This is a genomic window from Haloferax mediterranei ATCC 33500 (assembly GCF_000306765.2).
Classification (GTDB): domain Archaea; phylum Halobacteriota; class Halobacteria; order Halobacteriales; family Haloferacaceae; genus Haloferax; species Haloferax mediterranei.
Genome location: NC_017943.1, coordinates 12,331 through 36,057 on the forward strand (window position 1 = coordinate 12,331; position 23,727 = coordinate 36,057).

The 23,727-nt window shown below is 56.7% G+C and carries 17 protein-coding genes and 2 pseudogenes; 7 read left to right on the top strand and 12 right to left on the bottom strand.

Annotation, left to right across the window (positions count from 1 at the left end; all coding sequences use genetic code 11):
* Window positions 1-354 precede the first annotated feature (354 nt).
* The 7 genes and pseudogenes from HFX_RS15525 to HFX_RS15550 form a co-directional block, all read right to left on the bottom strand.
* Entirely contained in the window at window positions 355-1,962 is a 1,608-nt protein-coding gene (locus HFX_RS15525) for an ABC transporter permease subunit (protein ID WP_004056431.1), read from the bottom strand.
* Window positions 1,963-2,838: an ABC transporter ATP-binding protein gene (locus HFX_RS15530; protein ID WP_004056430.1), complete on the bottom strand. Its 876-nt coding sequence runs from the start codon at window positions 2,836-2,838 to the stop codon at window positions 1,963-1,965. It abuts the gene before it with no gap.
* Between the two features lie 513 nt (window positions 2,839-3,351).
* Window positions 3,352-3,502: pseudogene (locus HFX_RS20360) on the bottom strand (mercuric reductase); the annotation flags it as partial.
* A 243-nt stretch (window positions 3,503-3,745) separates the two neighbouring features.
* Entirely contained in the window at window positions 3,746-4,936 is a 1,191-nt protein-coding gene (locus HFX_RS15535) for an ABC transporter ATP-binding protein (RefSeq protein WP_004056429.1), read from the bottom strand.
* Between the two features lie 3 nt (window positions 4,937-4,939).
* On the bottom strand, window positions 4,940-5,767 hold the full coding sequence (locus tag HFX_RS15540) for a carbohydrate ABC transporter permease (protein ID WP_004056428.1): 828 nt from the start codon (window positions 5,765-5,767) through the stop codon (window positions 4,940-4,942).
* An 84-nt stretch (window positions 5,768-5,851) separates the two neighbouring features.
* Entirely contained in the window at window positions 5,852-6,745 is an 894-nt protein-coding gene (locus HFX_RS15545) for a carbohydrate ABC transporter permease (protein WP_004056427.1), read from the bottom strand.
* An 86-nt stretch (window positions 6,746-6,831) separates the two neighbouring features.
* Window positions 6,832-8,250, bottom strand: coding sequence for an ABC transporter substrate-binding protein (locus tag HFX_RS15550; RefSeq protein ID WP_004056426.1), 1,419 nt, complete (start codon window positions 8,248-8,250; stop codon window positions 6,832-6,834).
* A gap of 392 nt (window positions 8,251-8,642) precedes the next feature.
* Here HFX_RS15550 and HFX_RS19310 point away from each other — a divergent pair.
* From HFX_RS19310 to HFX_RS20145, 3 genes and pseudogenes are all read left to right on the top strand, one after another.
* Window positions 8,643-9,374 (top strand): annotated as a pseudogene (locus HFX_RS19310) (IS6 family transposase).
* Window positions 9,375-10,046: 672 nt separating this feature from the next.
* The gene (locus HFX_RS15555) at window positions 10,047-11,966 is read left to right on the top strand and encodes a G8 domain-containing protein (RefSeq protein ID WP_231512951.1); all 1,920 of its coding nucleotides are present in this window, start codon (window positions 10,047-10,049) and stop codon (window positions 11,964-11,966) included.
* 898 nt (window positions 11,967-12,864) lie between these two features.
* On the top strand, window positions 12,865-13,020 hold the full coding sequence (locus HFX_RS20145) for a hypothetical protein (RefSeq protein WP_004056421.1): 156 nt from the start codon (window positions 12,865-12,867) through the stop codon (window positions 13,018-13,020).
* Window positions 13,021-13,556: 536 nt separating this feature from the next.
* Here the strand turns inward: HFX_RS20145 and HFX_RS15565 are convergent.
* Window positions 13,557-14,687, bottom strand: a complete 1,131-nt coding sequence (locus tag HFX_RS15565; protein ID WP_004056420.1) for an ABC transporter ATP-binding protein — start codon at window positions 14,685-14,687, stop codon at window positions 13,557-13,559.
* A 169-nt stretch (window positions 14,688-14,856) separates the two neighbouring features.
* Between HFX_RS15565 and HFX_RS15570 the strand changes: the two genes are divergently transcribed.
* Genes HFX_RS15570 through HFX_RS15580 form a run of 3 tightly spaced genes read left to right on the top strand, consistent with a single transcriptional unit; the run spans window position 14,857 to window position 17,261 of the window.
* Window positions 14,857-16,083: an aminotransferase class V-fold PLP-dependent enzyme gene (locus HFX_RS15570; protein WP_014732644.1), complete on the top strand. Its 1,227-nt coding sequence runs from the start codon at window positions 14,857-14,859 to the stop codon at window positions 16,081-16,083.
* 49 nt (window positions 16,084-16,132) lie between these two features.
* Entirely contained in the window at window positions 16,133-16,840 is a 708-nt protein-coding gene (locus tag HFX_RS15575; protein ID WP_004056418.1) for a PIG-L deacetylase family protein, read from the top strand.
* A gap of 46 nt (window positions 16,841-16,886) precedes the next feature.
* Window positions 16,887-17,261 (top strand): Rid family detoxifying hydrolase, encoded by a 375-nt coding sequence (locus HFX_RS15580; RefSeq protein WP_004056417.1) that lies wholly within the window; start codon window positions 16,887-16,889, stop codon window positions 17,259-17,261.
* 97 nt (window positions 17,262-17,358) lie between these two features.
* Here the strand turns inward: HFX_RS15580 and nagZ are convergent, their stop codons facing one another.
* The 4 genes from nagZ to HFX_RS15600 all read right to left on the bottom strand — a co-directional run bounded on the left by nagZ (window position 17,359) and on the right by HFX_RS15600 (window position 22,406).
* The gene (gene nagZ, locus HFX_RS15585) at window positions 17,359-18,951 is read right to left on the bottom strand and encodes a beta-N-acetylhexosaminidase (protein ID WP_004056416.1); all 1,593 of its coding nucleotides are present in this window, start codon (window positions 18,949-18,951) and stop codon (window positions 17,359-17,361) included.
* Between the two features lie 96 nt (window positions 18,952-19,047).
* Window positions 19,048-19,959: a carbohydrate ABC transporter permease gene (locus HFX_RS15590; protein ID WP_004056415.1), complete on the bottom strand. Its 912-nt coding sequence runs from the start codon at window positions 19,957-19,959 to the stop codon at window positions 19,048-19,050.
* 1 nt (window position 19,960) lies between these two features.
* Window positions 19,961-20,938, bottom strand: a complete 978-nt coding sequence (locus HFX_RS15595) for a carbohydrate ABC transporter permease (RefSeq protein ID WP_014732645.1) — start codon at window positions 20,936-20,938, stop codon at window positions 19,961-19,963.
* Window positions 20,939-21,089: 151 nt separating this feature from the next.
* Window positions 21,090-22,406, bottom strand: coding sequence for an extracellular solute-binding protein (locus HFX_RS15600; protein WP_004056413.1), 1,317 nt, complete (start codon window positions 22,404-22,406; stop codon window positions 21,090-21,092).
* 151 nt (window positions 22,407-22,557) lie between these two features.
* Between HFX_RS15600 and dgoD the strand changes: the two genes are divergently transcribed.
* On the top strand, window positions 22,558-23,709 hold the full coding sequence (gene dgoD / locus HFX_RS15605) for a galactonate dehydratase (RefSeq protein WP_004056412.1): 1,152 nt from the start codon (window positions 22,558-22,560) through the stop codon (window positions 23,707-23,709).
* Window positions 23,710-23,727 lie beyond the last annotated feature (18 nt).

Below are 23,727 nucleotides of genomic sequence, written 5' to 3' on the forward strand. Positions count from 1 at the left end.
AGCGTCCCGAAGAACCGAAAGTGTACTCGGAGCTTCGGAACTGGGGTCTACTGTGCATCTGGGTCCGGATTCCAGTAGCAAAACACCGATGGACAGTGGGCAACCGAAGTATCCGCCTCCGCTGTGCGCCGAACGTCTTCACCACTTACCATTCGGAAATATGCGGTGATCAGTCGGTCGTCAAGTAACCCGACGTCATCGAGTAAGCCGAGTGAGCCCTCGGCATCATTCGCATGTGCCATTGTGTTTCTTTCTTCGAGTTCGAGCAGGTGAGTGTGAACCAGTACGTTGGGTTGAACCTAGACCACTCGAAAACATCCGAGACGAATGCTTCGCCCTTCAGAGCAGCAAACCTCAAACCATCTGTCGAGATCGGTGAACGAAGCTAGCCACGAAGAGGCAGAGACCCAGACAGATGTACACAATAACGATCACTGTTGACAGGGCCGTAGCTGTCGTTGCAGTGAACACTAGCGGCTTTATTCCGTTGGCCGGGCCGACAAACCAGATAACGAGATACAGCACTTCGAACAGTTCCGATTTTCCGCTCCAGATGCCGGCACTCAAAGCAAGTGATGGAACGAAGAGTATCGCCGCTACGTAGCCCAATAGCACTGGTGTCGAGGTCAACAGGGGGGTAAGACCGATACTGCTCCCAACCAGTACCGCAATGAGCGTCGCCCCAACAACCCACTCAGCGAGCAGTTGCGTGTACGCGCTGTTAGACGAGAAGATCAGCGGCTGCATACGATGGCGCTGTGCGCGAACCCCCATTGACGACAGGACGAATATTGGCCAGATAAGTGCTATTAGTAGGAGTGGACCGCTACTCTGTGAACGGATTAAGCTGGCTGCAATAATTCCGACTGCGCCCAGATACCACCACCAGGGGAGTTTGGACAGGGTCATACGGAACTCCCCAAGGAGGATTCGGAAGAGGCCACCACCGGTTCGCGTTTTGACTGGCGTAAGCGTGACCTCAGTCGGTGCTGGCGGTTCGGTAGCACTCTCAGTTGACGACCGCTCCGGCAACAGCCGTCGGAGCAGTGACGTGGTCCGCTCCGATTCTGTTTTCGACGGGCCGAATCTATTGAATGTGAGGTTTCCAAAGACAGCGATACCGACCCCGACGACAATCATTCCGGCACGCTGTAGGTATACCCACAGCGGCCATCCATCTCCACTCCAGGTAAACGTCGTCTTCTCTACGAAAACCGCCCCGAACGACGGTACGCCGCCGGTGTAGTTCGGGGCGATAGATAGAACCGAATCGTACATTGCCACGTAGACCGCGGTGTACCCGAACGGGTCGAAGTAGCCGGTTATCCCGGACACGACGCCGTTTGCCACCGTCCCATTACCATAAAAAAGCATCGTGAGCGCGAGCGTGCCGAAAAAGTAGAGGACGTTGCCAGCGGTGTTGTTTAGGAGTCCAACGGTCTCGACTAGCAGCGCAACCCCGCCAATCAAAAAGGCAGTCGGGACCGCCAATAGTACGACCGGCAAGAGCAGTTTGATCGGGTTGGTGGGGCCGACGCCGTGTACGGTATGTATCACGACGGTTGACAGTCCAAGCACGCTGACAATCAACCCCAGGTATGCCCCATTACTCAGCCACTTCCCCAACAGATATCGGGAGTTCGAGATTGGCATCGAGGCGAGGAGTTCACTGACCTCTGTGGATCGGTCACGAGCGAGACCATTCTTGACTAGATAGAAGCCAAAGAACACCACGAAGAAGCTCCCCGTCAACCCTGCTTTAGCTCCAATCCAGGCCGCGTTATTCACTCCGCGGTAGTTGCCGAGGCCGCCACCAGCCACGGACTGTTGAAAGACGAGATCGATGGTCCCGGTGTTGACGAGATAGCCGAGATAGATGACAAACGCCAATAAAGCAACCAGTCGGCTCGAACGGACTCGCTGGAGGAAGTCGGCCCGGGCCACGTGGTAAATCTGACGCATCTATCGGGCCACCTGTGGGCCAACACGCCAGAGGTAGGCATCTTCAAGCGTTGGCTGGACAATACGTGCATCCTCATGCGGTGGCTCCTCGGCTATTACCCGGAGTTCGACACCATCCGAGCGACTGACAGTGCCCGAGATAATCTGCTCGGACCGGATCTTGTCGAGGTTGGACTGGGCAGTGGTGTACGTGTAGACCTTCCCTTCGACAGTCTTGATTAGTGACTCTGGGTCGGTGTGGGTGAGCAGTTTCCCGTCGTCCAGCAGCGCGATTGTGTTCGCTGTGGCCTCGATGTCCGGTACGATATGTGTCGAGAGAATCACGACCCGGTCTGACGACAGATCGGAGATGATGTTCCGGAACCTGACACGCTCCTCCGGATCGAGACCGACTGTCGGTTCGTCGACTACTAACAGTCCCGGATCGTTGAGCAGCGCTTGGGCAATCCCCGCCCGCTGACGCATCCCGCCGGAGAAGGTCTTGAGTTTGCGGTCGCGGGCCTGTTCCAGATTCGTCAGCGCAACCAGTTCGTCGATACGGGCGGCCACGGTCTTCGAGTCCATCGACCGCAACGCACCGACGTACTCGAGGAATTCCTCCAATGTCAGGTCGGGGTAAACACCGAAATCCTGTGGGAGGTAGCCCAGAACCGACCGGACCATCCCCGGCGAATCGAGTACGTCCGTGCCGTTCCAGCTGATGGACCCTTTTGTCGGCTCCATAACGGTCGTAATCATCCGCATGAGCGAAGACTTTCCAGCGCCGTTCGGCCCGAGAAGCCCGTGAACACCGGTATCTAACTCAAGATCGATGTTTCGAACGCCCCAGACATCTTCGGTATATTGCTTCCCCAGGTTTTGTATTGTGAGACTCATATGATGAATTGTTGTCATTCGTCAGTTATTTAATTTGGGGCACACTTTCCATAGACAGCCTACAATGAACAATGGTTCATGCTTTTGAAAAAAATCCGGCCGTAAGCGTTCGAGAGGAGGCCTGGAACCTCTAACGGTATGTAATCCGTCGCGGGCGCCTGTTCAAATACCATCAAGCAGTTCGATACGACAGCCGTACTTGCTATTGTGTTGTGGTTAGTACACGCAGAGCGTCCAAGACGGGTCTATAGGCCGTTTCATCGATTAATATGAGGCGGTAGCTGTCCTAATATACATCATTTCGGCACTGTCTGGTTAAGCCGTCCCTGGCGATTTCGGCGAGCTGAGAGATGGCGACGAGATTGAAACAGTAGCACAGGAAATAAACTCTGTGAGTTCTGTGCAATCCAGCACTACGAGCGGTTCATCGTCCAAGAGTTACTCAATCGAGCCCTTCTGGGTCTGGGTGAGTCCGGAACGCTTGAACACATATTCTCCGCTGACGAGTAAGCGCTACTTGATACAGCAACTCAGCGTGGACGTATCTCGGCGGAACGCCTGACAGGCGTGTTTGAACGCCTCAGAGAACGTCGGGAACGGATGGATAGTACCGCTGATGTCGTCCGGTGAGGCCGAATTTCACCGCGAGCGTCGCATCGATACAAATGTCGGCGGGAGGGTCCCCGAACTGATTATTTGTTTGCCCGGAAAAACGCAAGTACGCATCATAGCCATCCCCTGAGGTTTGAACTTCAGTGAGATACTCTCTATATCGAAATTCGGTTTATCTAGTTTCGGGTAAAACGGATGCCGCCGACCGAAGCACAGCGGCGAACTGGAACGTTTCGCAGGCAGCGATAGTCCACTGCCGCCTTCGACTACGATTGAACCAGATTCCGGCTTGCGACTACGGCTGAACTGGATTCGACTCAGCGACCGACTCCGTAGATGACTCCGTAACCGACTCGTCAGAGTCAACCGAACCTGCTGCCTTCTGTCGCGGCGACGAGTGATACACTGCGTTGCCCTGTTCGTCAAACAGGTGTAGACGCTCTTCGTCGACACCGATTTCGATACTGTCTCCGGGCGACACTGTACTTCGCGGTTCGGTCTTCACCTTTAGTTCCGTATCGCCGACCTCGCAGTGGACGAGCAGCGACTCGCCCAACGGCTCTGTCACGCTGACGGTCGCTTCGAACGTCGCCGCCTCCGCCGGAAGCGACGCCGCGAGCGAAATATCTTCGGGCCTGACGCCGAAGTACGCCGGCGACCCGGCGATGGCTTCCAGTTCGTTCGTAGTAGGCAGCGGAATCTCGAAGCCGTCGTGCTGGACGACGAACTGGCCATCCCGACCAAGCACATCTACCGGGAGAATGTTCATCGCCGGACTGCCGATGAACTCGGCGACGAAGCGCGTCGCCGGGTAGTCATACAGCAGTTGCGGCGGGTCGACCTGCTCGATTTGGCCGTCGTTCAAGACCGCGACACGGTCGCCGAGCGTCATCGCCTCGGTCTGGTCGTGAGTGACGTAGACTGTCGTCGTCTGCAACTCTCGGTGGAGTTCGAGGAGTTCGGTCCGCATCTCGACGCGCAGTTTCGCATCGAGGTTCGACAGTGGTTCGTCGAGGAGGAACACTTCAGGTTCGCGCAGGAGCGCACGCCCAATCGCGACTCGCTGCCGCTCTCCCCCGGAGAGTGCTTTCGGTTTCCGGTCTAGCAGGTCGGTGATACCCAGTGTCTCGGCGACTTCGGCGACTTGCTCGTCGTCTCCCGACCGGTTGAACAGTCCGTTCGAGTCGAGGCCGAACGTCATGTTCTCTGCGGCGGTCATGTGCGGATAGAGCGCGTAGTTCTGGAACACCATCGCCACGTTTCGCTCGTGGGGTGGCAGGTCGTTGACGACCGTCTCCCCGATGGTGAGCGCGCCGTCAGTGATGGATTCGAGACCAGCAAGCATCCGCAACGTCGTCGACTTTCCGCACCCGGACGGGCCGACGAAGACGAGGAATTCCCCGTCGTTGACCGACAGGTCGATGCCTTTGACAGCCGCAACGTCGCCGAAGTGTTTCGTGAGTGTATCGAGTTCGATGTGTGCCATGTGTTACTTTTGTTGAATCGCGAATGTTTCGAGGAGCGGTCGGTGCAGGACGATAAGCACGAAAAGCGGCGGAATCAGCGCAATCACGGCCCCGGCCATGATAAGCCCCCACTCCGTGAGTCCGGACTGACTCGCGCCCTGGAGGAATTTGATACCGACTTGGACGACCTGTTTCGACTGGTCGCTGACGACAATAAGCGGCCAGAGGTACTGATTCCAGGCGTAGATGAACGTAATCACGGAGACGCCCGCAATCATCCCTTTCGACATGGGAATCAACACCTGCACGAGGAAGGCGAGTGGTCCTACACCGTCGAGTCGAGCGTTTTCGACCAGCGACTCGGGAATCGACATGAAATGCTGGCGGAAGAGGAATACGGCGGTCGCACTCGCAATATATGGTCCGGTGATTGCCAACAACGAATTCGCCCAGCCGAGGTCGGCCATCAGTTGGAACAGCGGGACGATTCGAACCGGAACCGGAACCAGCAACGTCAGGAGGACGAACGTGAAGACGGCGCGCTCGTAGGGGAACCGGTAGTACACCAGTGCGAGCGCGGCGAGAAGCGAGAGCGTGACCTTCCCGACGACGATGACGATGGACATCACGGCCGAGTTGACCATGTACTGCATGAGGTTGTACTCAGCCAGGGCCGTCTCGTAGTTCGACAGGCCGGCACTCCCAATGCCGAGATTCGTCACTTCGTACACCTCGGTCGTCGATTGGGTGCTCATGATAACTGCGAGGATGAGCGGCAGTCCGACGAGGATAATCGACCCGATGAGTGCGATGTGCACGAACAGGTCGCCCTCGAAGAGTGTCGCCAGCATCGACCGTTGTGTCTGTTGGGTAGGTTCTGTCTGCTGTGTGGCTTCTGTGTGTTGTTGAGTGGTTTCTGTGTGTGTTACCATGGATTAGGCTCCGTAGTGTGCGTGCCGGTCGGAAAACCGGAGTTGGATGTACATCAGAAGCGAAACGATGACGAACAGAATCGTCGATTCCGCGGACGCCTGCCCGAGACTGTTGAACTCGAAGGCATCGCGGTACAGCTTGAAGATGAGCAGGTTCGTCGCGTTGTTCGGTCCACCACTCGTCATGAGGTCGACGAGCGGGAACGTTCCGAAGAACGCGTAGATGGTGTTCATCACGACGAGGAACGTCAGCGTCGGCGAGATAAGCGGGATGTACACCCGATACAACATGGTGAGTCGCCCAACGCCATCGAGTTGTGCCGACTCGGTGAGCGTCTCGGGGATGTTGTTCAGCGCGGCGACGAGGAAGATGATGTTGTAGCCGAGTTGCTTCCACACCGCGACGATGACGAGGACGATGAACGCCAGTGGCCCACGCGTAAACCAGTCAAACGTGAACCCGGTTACTGCTTCGAGGTAGTGGGTGATGATTCCCAGCGTGGGATGCAGCATGAACAGAAGAATCGTCGCCGCAACCGCGGTCGGCAGCGCGTACGGCCAGATGGCCGCCAATAGATAGCCCGACGCACCCGCTTTCACTTCGAACAGGAGATACGAAATGAAAAGCGAGACGGCGAGAGTGCCGATGACGACGGCCGCCGCAAAGAGGAAGGTGACGAAGATGCTCTTTTGATACTCTGCGGACGTTGCGAGCGCAACGTAGTTGTCGAGGCCGACGAACTGCTGTTTAGTTCCTAGAAGTAGCGTCTGGAAGAAGCTCAGCCGGAACGTTTCGATGGCCGGGTAGTACAGAAAGGCGACGAGGACGACCAGCGTCGGAATCAACAGCAGGCCGGCTTGGGTCGCTGAGGTGTATGGTTTGGTGAAATCGCTCATGACGAACGTGGTGATAGCGTGGTTTGCATTCGATACGTTGTGGTTTCGTGGCGGTACACCGCTTCTCAGTTCGCCTTCTCTGTTTCTCAGTTCACCTTCTTATTGTAGCCCGCGAGCGCGTCTTCGACCTTCGAGTCGATACTGTCGAGGCCGTCGTCAACGCTCTTGTTCGAGTCCTGAATCATGCTCACGTAGCCTTCTTCGACGGCAGTGCGGACCTTCGTGAACGTTCCCATGAGTGCACCACGGGTTGCCGCCGAGTCCTTCGTCTCGCGGAGTTGGTCGATAGCAGTTCGGAAGTTGGGGTTCTCCTCGTAGAAGCCCTCGTCTTCGAGTTGCGAAATCGCCTCTTTCCGGACGGGGAAGTAGCCAGTGTTCGTGTGCCAGCGCTTCTGCTGTTCCGGCTTGGTGAGCCACGCGAGGAATTCGCCGGCGGCGCCTTTCTTCTCGTCTGAGATGCTCTTCGGCGCCCACAGCGACGCCCCGCCGATGACGACGCCTTGGCGTTTTCCGCCCGGCGTCGGTAGTCGCATCGTGCCGAGTTCGAAGCCGTTCTTTTTCGCGCCTTCTGCCATCGGTGCGATACTCGATGTCGAGTAGCCGAGCATTCCCGTCTTCTTGGTCAAAAATGCTTGCTGCGCTTCCGACCACGCTTCGATACCGGGGTTGAGATACTGTCCCTTGTCGTAGAGGTCGGTCCACCAGTTGAAGATGTTCTTCGAGGCCTCGCTTTCGAAGTACGCCTTGGTCGCACGACCGTCACGGCCGTTGTTGTTATTGACGAGTGGCTGGTCCTGCTCGGCGAACCACTGTTCGACGAACCACGAGTGGTTGGGCCACGTCGCCCCCTTGTCGACGACGCCGGCGTCGGTCAGTTCCATCGACGCGTCCATCACGCCCTGATAGGTCGTCGGCGGGGTTTCGGGGTCCAGACCTGCCTCCTCGAAGGCGTTTTTGTTGTAATAGAAGATGGCGTTCGAGGAGTTAAACGGCATCGAGTGAAGTTTGCCGTCGATGCGGTAGTAGTTCAGTACCGAGTCGAGATAGTTGTCGAAGTTCACCTTGTCTTCGGGGATGATGTCTTCGACCGGTGCGAAGACGCCGCTGTCGATAGCGAGTTGCGTCCCTATTTCGAAGATTTGCGAAATCGCTGGCGGGTTACCGGCTTGGACCGCAGAGGTCGTCGCGTTGAGCGTTTCCCGATAGCTCCCCTTCTGGGTTGCTTCGACGTTGATACCGTCGGCCTGCTGTTCGAACTCGCTCGCGAGCGAGTCGATTAACTTACCGATGTCGCCACCCATCGCGTGCCAGAACTTGATAGTCGTCGTTTCTGACCGACTCGCTCCGGTCGTCGTCCCGGCAGACCCATCCTCACCGTTCGAGGCACCGGCAGTGTCGTCGGTTTGCGTCTGGTTCTGTCCGCCTTGTGAACAACCCGCCAGTCCCGCAACGCCTGCGACACCGACGGTTTTGATGAACGTGCGGCGTGTGTTTCGTTTGTTCATTCGACATCAGGCGGTTATTGGCACTAAATTTAATTCTTTTGAACATATCAGTAATATGTTTACTTGTGCCCACAATAGTTCAATATAGTGGTGTATATTATTCTAGAATTCAGAACAATCCTTGAATTCAGGCGACTGAGGGTTTTTACACGCCAGATATATCTTTGCGGGTGTTCGCGCGTGGGACGACCAATAGCTAGCCTTTAGTGGCAACTAATATATCATTCTTAGTTAATTTAATTCCTTTGATAACATGGGGGGTATGGCACCGTCTAGTTAAGGGATAAACAGGTCGAAGAGCTATAGTAGCGTTTGCAACTGGTGACACATCCGATCGCACGACAGCGGTCGAGCGAGTGTGCAATGACTTGCAAACGCTACTATAGTTTCCTATGCTGCTTGAAGACCTGCCCAGCGAGAGTTTGGACACAGCTACGCTTGAATGTTGACGGCGGGAGCGGACGGCGACGTTCACGAGAGCAAAGCTCTCGTGCAGCCCATCAGAACGCGAAGCGTTCTGAGGACGCCCGTCAGGGCGTTCGCCGTCCGACTCCATGCTGCCGGTCTTTCACTCAGAGAGACAGAAGCGATTCTTCGGTTACTCGGTGTAGAACGCTCGTTTCAATCAGTTTTCAGTGGGTTTATCGGCTGTCTGACAGCATTTCAGACCCGCCGAAGGCGACGCCGAGGCGGGTCGCGGTCGACGAGGCCGCTGTCAAAATCAACGGCAAGTGGTCTTGGTTGTACGCTGCAATAGACCCCGACACAAAAGTGATTCTTGACGTCGCGTTGTTCAAGCGTCATGGAACTGATCCGGCAGCTGCGTTTCTCACGGGCTTTGTGAGAAACACGACTGTTCAGAGACCGTTTTTCTAGCTGATGCCTTCGGCTATCGGACTGCCTTCTCTCGATTAGGGGTGAACGGCCGAGTCGACTATACAGACCGAAACCTGATTGAGAAGTGGTTTCAGACGTTCAAAATGAGAGTTGACCGTTTCCACAATTCATGGGTGGGCAGTCGGCTGAGCGTCCGCCGGTGGCTTGCAGTGTTCGTTCATTACTATAATTTTCAACGCCCGCATCAGTCGCTCGACGGTCGAACGCCAGCCCAGGAGGTTAACTAGACAGTGCCTGCCCACCCGTTTCTTTCACTCGTCGTTTCAGTTCTTCCAATTCGTCTTTCGTGTTGCCACCCGTCGCACGGGTGCTGCAGTCGACCGCACCGACGAAGACGGGTATCGTGACGCAACGAACTGGAGGAGGGCAATCCACCCGGAGGTCATACTTGAGTATGATTCCATTCTCAGTTGATTCTGCTTGCAACTCGACCTCGTGGCGTTTCACTCGCTAGCGTGTCGAACTAACTGAACTTCAACAGTCTCAATCGGTGCTACCGTACTCAACAGCGCTTCAGTCGGAGTTATTGTACTCCCCCCGAACCACTGTTCTGTTATGTTTGCACTCCGAACTATCATTGGTTCTTCAGTTAGTTCCACATAGGTGTCATTTTCAGTCGTCATAATACTTTGAAATAAGTTTTAAATTTAAAGTCCTTGAAAATAAAGGCCGTGAGACGAAATACCAACCAGAAAACAACGAGTAAAGCGAAAAGACAGTTCAATCGGCGTCGTTTCCTCAAGGGGACGACCGCTGCCCTCGCAACGAGTGCGGTCATGGGCAAAAGCGGGGCAGTGTCGTCAGACGTATCCACGCCCGAAATGTGGTCAGACCCGGAAACGTGGGGTGGTTCGACCCCGAGTGCCGGGGACGAAGTAACAATTGGTTCAGACAAGCACGTGGTCCTTGACCAGAACACGCCGAATTTGGGCGGTGTCACGGTTCAAGGCGTTCTGGAATTCAAAGACGGAGCGTACAGAGAACTCACGAGCGACTACGTCCTGGCCGAGGGCGATGGAATGATTCGCATCGGAACCGAGGACGAACCTTTCCAGAGTAAGGCAGTTATTACGTTGACTGGAACGGAGACGGACGAGAGCATTAGAGGTAGTGGTGGGATGGCCATCGGCACGAAGCTTTTCGGCACCTTTGACGGTGGCATCATCGACATACACGGTGCGTCTCGCGAAAAGACCGACTGGACGCAACTCGGAGCCACTGCCAACGCAGGTGACCAGCGTATCCAACTCAAAGAGGCGGTCAACTGGGAACCAGGAGACGAAATCGTAATCGCCCCGAGTGGGACAGACCCCACAGAAGCCGAGCGGCGCACGGTCGAATCAGTCGACGGAGACACCGTGGAACTCAACTCGGGACTGGACCACGACCACTTCGGAGAGACTCAAGAGGCCAAGGGACGAACCGTCGATATGCGTGCCGAGGTCGGGCTGTTGACTCGCAATGTCGTCATGCGGGGCGATAATGAGGTTTCGAACCCCGGCGGTGAGGGAACGTACAACAACCCGACGAAAGGAGACACCAGCCTCGAATACGAAACCGGCTTCGGTGCACATGGCATCTTCGCTAAGGACCCCAAACGGGTCCAAATCGAGGGGATGGAAATCTACCACGCCGGTCAGACAGGTCACAAGGCCCGATACCCGCTACACTTCCATCACGCCAACGAACAGCCGAACTCGTATATCGCACACAACAGCGTCCACGATAGTTACCAACGCGGCTACAACAGCCACGGCACTGGTAACGTGACCTACGAACGAAACGTTGGATACGATATCAACGGCCACTGTTTCCTCGTCGAAGAAGGTCTCGAAGCCGAACAGAACAACGTGTTTCGGGAGAATTTAGTGGTTTTCAACCGACGCGTTCGCAGGGGAGACCGGCCCTTCGGTGGCAGAGCGAGTGCCAGCGGCGATTCGAACGAACAAAACGACTTCCGGCCGGCCGCCTTCTGGATTTCGAACCCGAACAACGTACTTGAGGGCAACCACGCCGCAGGTGGATACCTCGCCAACGGGTTCTTCTACGATGGTCGGGGTGGCTTCGAGGTGGACGAGGCTGATATCGACATTACCTTCCGGAACAATACAGCCCACACGTACTCGGCAGACGCGGAACTCCGATACAAGAACCTCGCCCGCGGATTCGGCGTGTTGGTCCAGATGTTCCCGGACGGTGTCGAGCAGTTCCCCTTCCCGGAGGCCCCTGAACACAGTATCGAGGGGCTGACGGCTTACAATAACGGTCATTCGGCGGTCTGGACCGAGTGGAGTCATACCACACTCGAAGACTCCGTCATCGCCGACTTCCGGGTCGGTCATTTCGCCATCGGTGGTTCGACGACTCGCAGTAATCTCTTCGTTGGCAGTAGTAACAATCCTGTCGGGCGAGGTGGTGGAGGCGACTTCTTCAGCACATCCGACACCGGTAGTTCAGGCGACTCTACCCACGAGGAATACGACGAAGCGGTCGAAAAGGCGATCGAACAGAAACGAAACGGAAGTGACGGAGCAAAAGAGCCCCGGAAGGAGACAAAGATCGGAAACGGTTCTTATGGCACCAGTCAGGTCTCAAAGAAGTTGAACAACAGCAGTTCCTACGGCACCGAAAAGACCTCCAAGAACCCGAACAGCAGCAACGGCACCCGCACGACCAGCACGTATTATGGTACGAGTGATGGTACTGGAATCTTCAACGACACGATCTACTATCGCGACACCCCGTCGAACGAAGCGAACGAGTTCGACAGCGTCGTCCAGCCGTCCCGTCAGCGAATCAGAGCCCTTGAGGTTAGCTGATCACGTCAGCTGATCCGTACCGGAAGTGCGTCAATACGACCTGGGGTTGAGTGCCCCGTTGAATCCGAAGACAGCAGCAGGATAGCGTCACTGTAAAAGTGGATGCGAAGCGGAGAAGGGAAACTGTGCTTTTCCCTCGGCTCCGGTAACGAGCCGCATTCTGGAGCAAAAGCGCTGTGCTGCCAGTCTCACGGTGGTGATGAGCACCCTCGGCTGGCAACAGATTTGCCGACTGGAAGCATCTCTCTTGCATTTTCTGCGGAGTCACACGAACACCACCTACCGCGAAACCGTCGGTTGGCGGGTGAAACGGATTGGATTCGCGCTCGCTTGCAGTTGGTTCGAACAGAGTTCCCTGCACCCTCGACGGAATCGATTACGCCGCCGTCGTCGTCCATCGCGTGCCGGAACTCGATGGTTGTTGTTTCAGATGTCTCGGTCGAACCACCCGAGTACCCACTGTTGTCGGTTCGCGTTTGGTCTTGTCTCTTCTTCGAATTATCTTCCATCTCTATAATATCTAAAACACAATGATTATTTTGAAAATACGCCCGATGTTCTCTCGTCCGAGGCACTCATCGCCTCTGGAATCCTCCCACAATACCCGTTGCTTCTCCAAGATGGCTGGTTCTTTGCCGAGGCGATTGCCTCACAAAACAGTTATCGACGTATACTGACAAGTTGACGGCTGCTGGTATCCCGTACGAGGTTCTCTCGTTGACCCGGTCATACGACTCGAGTGAAGTCCTCGCGAATCGCCAGTGGCAGTTTGTCACCGAGGCTATCGAGCGCGGATACTAGAGGACCGTTGTTCTGGTTCGAACGTTAACTGCGAACATCTGCTCTCCTCATGCTTCCAGTAGGTACAAGCATCCCGACCATAAACTGGGAGGCGAACATGGCTGAGCCGGCCGAACTCCTCAGCGCCCTAATCGTCCTCGAATTCGTCGTGGTTGCTGCAGTTGTCTTTCTCTTGGTACCTATCGAGGCGGCGGTCTCTCTTATCCCGCTCTTCTTGCTCTTCTCGTTCGTCCTTTACAAGTACCTGCGCTGAGCCAAGGAATTGGCTGTTTTCACACTGATAGAATGTGAGTGGCAATATCGGGATTTTCGGCCCCAATACGTGCTAATAGTGCGTGTCCCCCGCCTCGCCCACGATGCGGATTTCGTCGCATTACGGTACGGTCTCTGATTCCTACAGTTGTGTGTATTCACAACTATACAAATACTGCGCATAACCATTTCAGAAATTTACATAATCTAAATAATCCTCATAGTTTGAATTATCATAAAAGAAGCTGTGTTCGACTTAGGCTGAGTAGATGAATTATCTTAAAAGATACTCGTTCAAACTATGTTAAACATTCTATTTTTCAGCAGTTAGTATCACCGGCAACTAATCATATTGTGTGTTATATACAGTATTATATGCGCCTAGACCTGCCTGTAGCCCGAAACGATACCCTCTCTGCCGCTTTCTTGAACTATCGACTCGTCAGTTCCGGACTCGATGGGTAGCGCGCGGACTATCCAATCCTTCGTCTACGCACCACGTCCAGTGGTCGCGTGCAGTCGAGTTTCTGGCTATTTTCAGGCGTGAATGACGGGTTCTTCGTCGGCCGACCGCGAACTATTTTTCAGTGTCTGTCCGGAGGTGGCATCGAACAGATGGAGACTATCTTCGGGGAAGTGTAGTGTTACTTCCTCACCGCGGTCGAACTTCTGACCACCTGGAACGGCGGCCGTAAACCGCTTGTTGCCGATGTTCAGTGCGACGTGTGACACGTCCCCCAGTGGTTCTACGAGGTGCACTTCGGCGGGAATCGGGTTTTGGACATCTGAACCATCCACGATTCGGATGTCTTCCGGCCGGATTCCTAACGTCACACGGTCGTACCCCTCAATCGCTTGGGCGGTTGCTTCGGAGATCTCGTAGTCGAACATCTTGTGGATGAGCCGCTCGTTTTTGGACGCGACATCCATGAAGTTCATCGAGGGAGCACCGATGAAACCAGCAACGAACTTATTGGCCGGTTGGTGGTAGCACTCAAGCGGTGTGCCGACCTGCTGAAGTTCTCCGTGGTTCAGAATTGCGATGCGGTCGCCCATCGTCATCGCCTCGGTCTGGTCGTGAGTGACGTAAACGGTCGTGACGTTCAGGTCGTCTTGCAGCGCTTTGAGTTCTGTGCGCATTTGCGTCCGAAGCTTGGCATCGAGGTTCGAAAGCGGCTCGTCCATCAGGAACACTTCGGGATCGCGAATGATTGCACGGCCGAGCGCGACGCGTTGTTGTTGCCCGCCGGACAGCTCTTTCGGATAATCGTCGAGTAGCTCTTCGATACCCAGCGACTCGGCGACATCCTCGACTTGCCGATTCCGTTCTTCGGAGTCGAGGTCGGTCGTCATCTTCAGTCCGAACCCGATGTTCTCTCGGGTCGTCATGTGCGGGTACAGGGCGTAATTTTGGAACACCATGGCGATATCGCGCTCGCGTGGCTCCAAATCCGTCATCGACTCACCGTCGACGATGACATCCCCGCTTGTGACCGATTCCAATCCTGCTATCATTCGAAGTGTGGTCGACTTACCGCATCCCGAGGGACCGACAAGAACCAAAAACTCACCATCGTTAAGTGTCAAATCGACATCGTCGACCGCAACGACGCTCTCGCCCCCTCCGGTGAATTCCTTCCGGAGGTTACGCAGCTCTAACTGTGACATGCTTTCTTCCCAACGTTTACAGTCAAACTATATAATGCTTTGTCATCACTACCCACGCGAGACCTCCGAAACCCCACTTTTGAGTCGAAGCGAACGTTTATATGCAAAGCTGGTGACACAGGAAAGTATCTGGAGTCACTAACGACTCGTTCGTTTCCAGTGAGCCACAATGACAGAGCAACGTTACCGGAGTCATACCGACTCCATATACGGAGAGTTGGACGTCCCGACAGTGGTCAACGCGGCCGGGACGAAGACACGAATCGGTGGGAGCCTCATTAGAGCAGAGGCACTCGAAGCGATGAATGACGCCGCCTCGACTTTCGTTGAGCTTGGGGACCTCCAGGCGGCCGCTTCGGACCGCATCGCCGAAATCACCGGCGCGGAAGCCGGCTACGTTACCAGTGGGGCGGCTGCTGGGCTATGTCTCTCTGCCGCAGCGGCTATCGCAGGCCACGATATCGCAGCGATGGACCGTCTCCCTGACACTGAGGGACTGCCAAGCGAGATACTGATGCCCCGGACGCATCGAACCGGCTACGACCACGCCCTCCGCGCTGCGGGTGCAACTATCGTCGACATCGGGACAAACGACCTTCACCTTGGAACCGGTTCGACGAACGTGGAACCGTGGGAAATCGAGGCGAACATCACCGACGAGACGGCCGCCATCGCCTATATGGAAAAGTCGTACACCGAGCCACCGCTCGATGTAGTCGCCGACATCGCTCACGACCACGACATCCCCGTCATCGTCGATGCGGCCGCCGAATTACCGCCACGCTCGAACTTCTCCCGTTTCATCGAGCAGGGTGCCGACCTCGTCGTGTTCAGTGGTGGGAAAGGAATTCGCGGCCCACAAACGACCGGAATCGTCGCTGGCAAACAGGAGTATATCGAGTCCATCGCTCTCCAACACCTCGACATGCACGTCGCCGAAGCGGCTTGGTCGCCACCGAAGCGACTCATCGACCTCGATAACTTCGCTGGCGTTCCCCGACAGGGAATCGGTCGCTCGATGAAGGTCGGCAAGGAGGAACTGGTCGGTCTCATCTACGCCCTCGAGGCGTTCATGGAGGAAGAGCAAGCAGAGACACAGCGCGAATGGCAGAACCGAGCCGACAACATCGCTTGCGCCATCGAAGATGCCGGATTGGAGACGCACGTCACCGGCGGCAGCGACGTCAGCGTCGCCCCAGAAGTCGTCATCAACGTCGACGAGTCGTCCGAAACCACCGCTATCGAACTCGTCCGCCGACTTCGCGCCGAGAACCCTCGCGTGTACCTCGGTGGCGACAGAATCGACGAGGGCGAAGTCGTTGCGAACCCGATGTGTATCACCGACGACGAGGCCGACTACGTCGCCGACCGCATCGTCGCAAACGTCGAGAACTGACAACCGAAAGTAAACTTATTTTAGTCAGTTAGTCAAACTGACAACCGCGATGAAATTGTTAGCAATAGTCGCACATCCAGACGACGCTGCAATCTTCTGTGGCGGAACGCTCGCAAAGCACGCCGAACGTGGTGACCACGTCACGGTCGCGCACATGACTCGCGGGGAGTACGGCGGTCTCGGAAGCGACACTGAAGAAGACGTTGCGACGGTCAGAACTGAGGAATCCCGCGCCGCGGGCGACGTTCTCGGCGTTGACGAAGTCGAGTTCCTCGGCTTCAAAGACGGCCGTGTCGAGTACTCGCTCGAAAACCGCCTCGCCCTCGTAGACACCCTCCGGAAGTACGACCCCGACGTCGTCCTCACGCACTTCAAGGACGACATGCACCCGGACCATCAGGCGACCGCCCGCCTCGTAACCGATGCGTACTATATGGCGTCACTCCCGCTCGTCGAGACCGATTTCGAACCGTGCGACCCCGACAACATCTACTTCTTCGGGAAGCCCACGTCGTCGTTCGAAGCCGAGACGTTCGTCGACATCTCCGGCTACCTCGACACGAAAATCGGGGCGCTCGAACAGCACGTCTCGCAAATTGACTTCCTCATCGACCACGGCGGTATCGACGCGGAGTTCGACAACCTCGTCGATAGCCTCCGTGCTGAAGGGATGACCCTCGGGAAACGCGTCGGCTGTGAGGCCGCCGAAGGTTTCGCACCGCTTCACGAACAGGCCCGAGACTTCCTGATGGACTGAGTATCGACCCGACAATCACTTTCAACTACTCAAACTACGCTCTACAATGCGCGAACTCACCACCGACGACGCACCCGCAAGTATCGGCCCGTTTTCTCAAGGCATCGAAACCGACGGCACCATCTACGTCTCCGGACAGGGACCAATCGACCCCGAAACCGGCGACGTTGTCAGCCAAGATGTACGCGAACAGACGAGACAGACTCTCGCAAACGTCGAGGCAGTCCTCCGTGCTGGCGGTGCCTCCCTCGACGATGTCGTGAAAGCGACCGTCTTCGTCAACGACATGCGGTACTACGATGAGGTAAACGAGGTGTACGGCGAACTGCTGTCATCTCCATATCCTGCCCGCAGCGCGGTCGAAGTCGTAAAGCTCCCGGTCGACATCAAAGTCGAAATCGAAGTCGTCGCCGAAGCGTAACCGACCCACCCTTATTCGTCAGTTTTCTCCGCGGAACTCGTCATTCGACGTTAGACCCGTCATTCTACACTGAGGCCCGGATACCCCTCTTGAAACATCATTCCACACCCGGAATCGTCACCGGTAGCGTCCCGTCTCCGCCTGCTTTCCCGACAACCACGTCCGCGAGTGCATCCAGCATTGCCGGTGAGTAGCCGTAGCCCGTAACGTACGTCGAAGCGTCTGGTACTGCGGCGAGGTCGTAGGGGTCACGGACCGAGACGACTGCGAGTCTGGTCGCTGCATCCGCTATCTCGCGGACGACCCGTGCCTGTCCGGGATTCGACCGTGCGTGGTACGTTGCGACGACGACTTGTTCGCCCCCGTCGAATGGATGTTCGTATCCGTGGGTGTCTGTGACCTCGTGGTGATACACCTTCGTCTCGTTTCGAGCAAGCGACGTGCGGAAGTCGTTCGGGTCGTATCGGTCGTCTTCCGCATCCGACTGGGCGTCACCGGTAAAGCCGACGAGGTGGATGGGTGCTGACGTGTCGAACGGGAGTGTGTCGTCGCGGTCGCGGACGACGGTCGCTCCCTCTCGTGCGAGTTGTCGTGCGACCTCGCGCGATTGCTCGACTGTCTCCGTCCACGTTTGCGGCTTCTCACGCTCTTCGGTAAACTGTCGGTGCTTGTATTCTCTCACCCGCTCGAACGCGCTGTCGACGCGCGCCTCGGGAATCTCACCGGACTCGACGGCGTCGATGACCCGTTCGATAGCCTCTCGCTGGCGCTCGGGCGAGTGCGATACGAGTACCACGTCACAACCTGCTGCAATCGCTTGCACCGCTCCTTCGGCCGTTCCGACTGTCTCAGCGATAGCGTTCATCTCCAGACAGTCGGAGACGAGCAGTCCGTCGAATTCGAACTCCTCGCGAAGGAGGCCGGTGAGGACTTCCTTCGAAAGTGTGGCCGGGAGCGTGTCGTCTCCCGTAATCGCCGGGAAAGCGATGTGAGTCGTCATGAGCGCGTCGATACCGTCGTCGATGGCGCGGCGGAACGGGACGAACTCGACGGCCTCCAGTCGGTCTTTGTCGTGTGGAATGACTGGCAGCGACCGATGCGAATCGGTCTCGGTATCGCCGTGTCCGGGGAAGTGCTTCCCGCAGGCGATGACTCCAGCGGACTGGAACCCCGACGCGAGCGCCGACCCTAACTCGCCGACGGCTTCCGGGTCGTCCCCGAACGACCGTACGCCGATAACCGGGTTTTCGGGGTTGTTGTTAACGTCCAGAACCGGCGCGAAGTTCATCGAAATGCCGAGCGAGGCGAGTTCTTCGCCGACTGTTTCGCCTGCTGACCGGAGTCTCGTTGGGTCCTGAGTCGCCCCGAGTGCCATCTGACTGGGCAGTTGTGCACCCCAGTCGAACCGGGAGACGACGCCGCCTTCCTGGTCTGTCGCAATGAGGAGTGGTGGCTCGCCCGCTTCGCGCGCGATGGTCTGGAGTCGTTCCGAGAGCGACGCGACCTGCGACGGTGACTCGATGTTCCGACTGAAGTAGATGATGCCACCGAGATGGTGCGACGACACTAACTGTTCGATGTCGTCGGTCGGTTCGACCCCGTCGAAACCGGCCACAAACAACTGTCCGACCTTTTCTTCGAGCGGCACCGCATGGACGGGGCGCTCCGCTGTCAACACGTTGTCTGCCATTTCGACCGGACAGTCGTGGGGGATGGTCTTAGTGCTACTGTCTGACGCACGGCTTAGTGCTACAGCCCGAGCAAAAAAATCGCCTTGGGGGTGCTGTTAGTGCTTTACGCTTCCCGAGGTGAGTCCCGAGACGATTGGCTTCTGGAACAGGACGAACAGGAACAACAGCGGAATCGTCGCGACCGTCGACGCCGCCATCATCTGTCCCCAGTAGGTCTGGGTCTGCGTCTGGAACTCCTGAATGCCAATCGCGAACGGTGTGACGCTGTCAGAGCCGAGGACGGACGCGAAAAGCACCTCGTTGAACGCGAGGAGGAACACGAACATCGACGTCGCGGCGATGCCGGGTGCTGCAAGCGGCATCACGACACGGAAGAGTGCTTCGAGTCGCGTACAGCCGTCGATTCGTGCAGCCTCGCCCAGCGCCTTCGGAATCGTATCGAAGTATCCGCGGAGCATCCAGATTGCAAAGGGGATGGTGAACGTCGAATAGAGGAAGATGAGTCCGTGATACGTGTCTTTCATCGGGAGGCCGACCTGCATCTGGATGTTGATGAAAAGCAGGTACATCGGCAGCAGGATGAGCACGCCGGGAATCATCTGCGTCCCGAGAATCGACAGTTCGAGCTTCGCCTTCCCGGGGAACTCGTACCGCGAGAACGCGTAGGCAGCCAGACTGGCGATGAGGATGGTGACGACCGTCGTCACGCTGGCGATAATGAGGCTGTTCAGGAAGTACTCGAAAAGCGGGAAGCGCTGCCACATCTCGAAGTAGTTCGAAACGTGGAACTCCGTGGGGATGAGCGTCGGATTCTCCGTCATCACCTGACTTCGGGATTTGAAGCTGTTCATCACCATCATCCAGATGGGAAACAGCGCGAACAGAAGTACCAACCCGAGCGCGAACCGCGCGAAGGCATCGAAGAGGAGTTCACGCCCGTCGGTCGTCAAACGCCACGACTCCGGGATGCGGCCGTCTTCGTCTTCAGTTTGGAGTGCGCTCAACATCTCAGATAGCACCTCCCTCGAATTCGCCGTCGATGACACGACTGTAGTAGATGTACGCGAGTATCATTGCGACGATGAACAGAATCGCACTCATCGCAGCGCCGAGACCGAACGACCAGTTGGTGAACGCGTAGTTGTAGATGAACAACATGAGCACCTTTCCGGAGTCGCTCGGACTCGACCCGAGAAGCACGTACGGGACGGTGAAGTTGATGAGCGTCCAGACGACCATCAAGAGGACGATGACGACTGAAACGGGCTTTAGCTGTGGCATCGTGATGTACCGGAATTTCCCCCATCGACCCGCGCCGTCGGTCTCTGCGGCCTCGTAGAGGTGCTCTGGAATCGACTGCAAGCCCGCATAGAGCATAATCGCCGCCCACGGGAAGTTCTGCCACGTCCACACGGCGGTAATCGCGAGTATCGACCGCGGGCCGATGAGCCAGAAGAACGACCCGTCGATGAGCCCGACCGACCGAAGAATGTGGTTAATCATCCCCGTGTCGGTGCGGAACATCATCTGCCAGGTCAGAACGGTCACGACCGCGGGCGCAATCCACGGCACCAACACGAGCGTCCGAGCGGCGAGTTTCCCTCTGAAGTCTCTGTTCAAAAGCAGGGCCGTCGCCAACCCGAGCGTGTAGATGCCCATGACGGACCCGACCGTGAAGATGAGCGTCTGTCGGAGTGAGGTCCAGAACTCAGCACCGACGATAGTGTTCGGGTTGAATACCTTGGCGTAGTTTTCGAAGCCGACGATTGGCGCATTCCACCAGTTCGACACGTAGGCCGCATCGAGTTGGACGAAACTGATGTAGAACCCCCAGATGATGGGCAGGAAATGGATGAGTCCCATCATCACAAACGCCGGCAAGAGGAGTTTGTAGGCGAATCGTGTATCGTCGCTGAGTCTGGGTAGTCGAGCCTGTACCCAGTTCGGGACGGCTCTGGTGATACCACTTCTGGCACGCTCTAACATGTGTCATCACTTCTCAATTGGTTCATATATATGTTCTCAAATTCTGGAGGGTAATTGGGTATCCTGACACTGTCAGTCGAGACCCATTCATCGGGGACGCTATCGTCTCGTCGCGTGTTGCGTTGTCTCGCGTCGTCTCGTCGCTACCGCGTTAGTTTTCGCTCAGGACGTTGTTTGCCTGCTGTACCGCCTTGTCGAGTGCGGCTTTCGTGTCGCCTTCGCTCCAGTCGCCGCTGACACCTTTCGTGAGGATATCGGTCACGGCGTTCTTGATCGTTCCTTCGACTTCGCCCCAGCCGATGACCTGTGGGAACGTCTTCGCACCCGGAAGCACCTCGTCGGAGAACTTCTGGTACAGCGGTCCGGAGAACTGCTCTTGGTCGAAGCCGCTTTTTATCGTCGGCAGGAAGCCGGTCATCGAGGCGACGTCGGCGTTGACGGCGGGTCTCATCAGGTACTTGAGCCACTTGGCGGCTTCGTCCGGATAGTCCGTCCACGGGTGGATACCGACGAGGTTGACCCCGTAGAACGTTGCGGACTGCCCGTTCGGACCCGCTGGCGGTTTGTACACTGCCATCGAGTCGCGGGTTGCGTCCCCTTCGGAGACGACCTTATCGACTGTGTTGAGTGCACTCCACGTTCCCGCGATGCGCTTGTTGATGAAGGCACTGTCGCGGGCGGGACCGTCCCACTCGGCGGACGCCTTCGGGGCGACCTCATATTCCGTCGCGAGGTCTTTGTAGAAGTTGAGTGCTTTGACGGCGCTTTCGCTGTTGAACACCGCTTCCGATTTGTCGTCGGAGAGGAGGCTCCCGCCGGCCTGCCAGACGAACATGGCGTAAAACTGGGTAACTGCCCAGTTGTTCGCCCCCGGCAGCCCGAACAGATGCTTTTCGGGGAACGTCTCTTTGAACTGCTTGCTCTGTTCGACGAGTTGGTCCCACGACGTCGGTTGGTCACTGATTCCGGCTTCGTCGAGCATGCCCTGATGGACCAAGTGTCCGCGAGGACCCCAGAACCACGGGAAGCCGGTGGTAATGCCATCGTAGTTTGCGACGTTCGTCGGCTGGTCGTAGACGCCGTCGAGGCTGATCCCGAGTTCACCAAGGTCCATCCATGCGTCCGACTGCACTTGTTGTGGCATCCACGTCGATGCGATTTCTTCGATATCCGGACCGTCGCGGCTGGTGATGCTGTTGAGTTGTTTTTGCTTCGCGTTGCCCCAGCCCATCGTCTCGACTTCGACGGCGATGCCCGTTTCTTCTTCGAACTTCGCGGCGTGTTTCTCGTAGAACTTCTCGACGCCGGGAGTTGCGAAGTGCCGGGCTTGGAGGGTTACGTCGTTACTACTCTGTTTCGTCTTGTTGCCAAACTGCCCGAGACAACCCGTCAGGCCAGTTGCCGTTGCCGCTCCGGCACCTGCGAGAAGCTGTCTCCGCGACAGATTGCGCGTACTAGCGTCTTCCATGAGACAATACCACTATAGAAATGACACTATTTATAATTCATTGTTATGTGTGGCCGTGTTACATGAGTTGACGACACACCACGTGACGGATAATCGGCCAACTGCGCCGCCACCACGACAAGTTATTACACCCTGGTCGAAATACCGCGCTATGAAAATCACCGGGTACGACCTCTACGAACTCCCTCCGCGCTGGTTATTCCTCAAGATAGAGACCGATGAGGGGCTCGTTGGATGGGGAGAGCCAATCGTCGAAGGGCGAGCAAAAACGGTGAAGACGGCTGTCTCGGAGATGCTTGACGGCTACCTCGTCGGCAAGGACCCGCTTCGAATCGAAGACCACTGGCAAGCGCTGTATCGAAGCGGGTTCTACCGTGGCGGGCCGATTCTTATGAGCGCAATCGCGGGCATCAATCAGGCGCTGTGGGACATCAAAGGAAAGCACTACGACGCTCCCGTCTACGAACTCCTCGGTGGCAAGAGCCGAGACAAAATCAGAGTGTATCAGTGGGTCGGTGGTGACCGTCCTGACGATGTCATCGAGGAGGCCCATCGGCTCGTCGACACCGGCTACACCGCACTCAAGATGGACGCGACGAACCAGACGCGGCACATCGAAACGGCCGCCTCGATAGAGCAGGTCGTCGACCGAATTCGGAAGGTCAGAGAGGCGGTCGACAACACGGTCGACATCGGCGTCGACTTCCGCGGCCGTGTCTCGAAGTCGATGGCGAAGATGCTCACTAATCGGCTCTCCGACCTGGACCTCATGTTCGTCGAAGAACCAGTACTTCCGGAGAACGTCGAATATCTCCCGGAAATCGCCACCCAGTCGCAAATCCCAATCGCGACAGGCGAACGACTCTACTCGCGGTGGGACTTCAAACAGCTCTTTGGCGGAGGCGCTATCGACCTGATTCAGCCAGTCGTCTCCCACGCAGGCGGTATCTCCGAGATGGTCAAACTCGCAACCATGGCAGAAGCGTACGATGTCGGAATCGCTCCGAACTGTCCGCTCGGCCCGATTGCACTCGCGGCCTCGCTACAGGTCGATACGCACATTCCGAACCTCGTCGTCCAAGACAACGGGTTCGACATTCACTCACCCGACCGCGGCCCCGCATACGACTACCTCGAAGACACGAGCGTCTTCAGCTTCAAAGATGGCTACCTCGACACGCTCGATGAGCCGGGGCTCGGTATCTCAATCGACGAGGAAACCGTCGAAGCACGCTCGGGCGCTCACGTCGAGTGGCACAACCCGACGTGGCGGAACGAAGACGGGAGTATCACTGACTGGTAGTCGTCCTGCTGTTTTCTC

Excerpts from the sequence above, each read along its gene's own strand:
- HFX_RS15580 (WP_004056417.1), top strand. The coding sequence starts at position 16,887 with ATGCGCGAACTCACCACCGACGACGCACCCGCAAGTATCGGCCCGTTT.
- HFX_RS15545 (WP_004056427.1), bottom strand. The coding sequence starts at position 6,745 with ATGAGCGATTTCACCAAACCATACACCTCAGCGACCCAAGCCGGCCTG.
- HFX_RS15530 (WP_004056430.1), bottom strand. The coding sequence starts at position 2,838 with ATGAGTCTCACAATACAAAACCTGGGGAAGCAATATACCGAAGATGTC.
- nagZ (WP_004056416.1), bottom strand. The coding sequence starts at position 18,951 with ATGGCAGACAACGTGTTGACAGCGGAGCGCCCCGTCCATGCGGTGCCG.
- HFX_RS15540 (WP_004056428.1), bottom strand. The coding sequence starts at position 5,767 with ATGCTGGCGACACTCTTCGAGGGCGACCTGTTCGTGCACATCGCACTC.
- HFX_RS20145 (WP_004056421.1), top strand. The coding sequence starts at position 12,865 with ATGGCTGAGCCGGCCGAACTCCTCAGCGCCCTAATCGTCCTCGAATTC.
- HFX_RS15575 (WP_004056418.1), top strand. The coding sequence starts at position 16,133 with ATGAAATTGTTAGCAATAGTCGCACATCCAGACGACGCTGCAATCTTC.
- HFX_RS15570 (WP_014732644.1), top strand. The coding sequence starts at position 14,857 with ATGACAGAGCAACGTTACCGGAGTCATACCGACTCCATATACGGAGAG.
- HFX_RS15550 (WP_004056426.1), bottom strand. The coding sequence starts at position 8,250 with ATGAACAAACGAAACACACGCCGCACGTTCATCAAAACCGTCGGTGTC.
- HFX_RS15525 (WP_004056431.1), bottom strand. The coding sequence starts at position 1,962 with ATGCGTCAGATTTACCACGTGGCCCGGGCCGACTTCCTCCAGCGAGTC.
- dgoD (WP_004056412.1), top strand. The coding sequence starts at position 22,558 with ATGAAAATCACCGGGTACGACCTCTACGAACTCCCTCCGCGCTGGTTA.
- HFX_RS15595 (WP_014732645.1), bottom strand. The coding sequence starts at position 20,938 with ATGTTAGAGCGTGCCAGAAGTGGTATCACCAGAGCCGTCCCGAACTGG.
- HFX_RS15600 (WP_004056413.1), bottom strand. The coding sequence starts at position 22,406 with ATGGAAGACGCTAGTACGCGCAATCTGTCGCGGAGACAGCTTCTCGCA.
- HFX_RS15535 (WP_004056429.1), bottom strand. The coding sequence starts at position 4,936 with ATGGCACACATCGAACTCGATACACTCACGAAACACTTCGGCGACGTT.
- HFX_RS15565 (WP_004056420.1), bottom strand. The coding sequence starts at position 14,687 with ATGTCACAGTTAGAGCTGCGTAACCTCCGGAAGGAATTCACCGGAGGG.
- HFX_RS15590 (WP_004056415.1), bottom strand. The coding sequence starts at position 19,959 with ATGTTGAGCGCACTCCAAACTGAAGACGAAGACGGCCGCATCCCGGAG.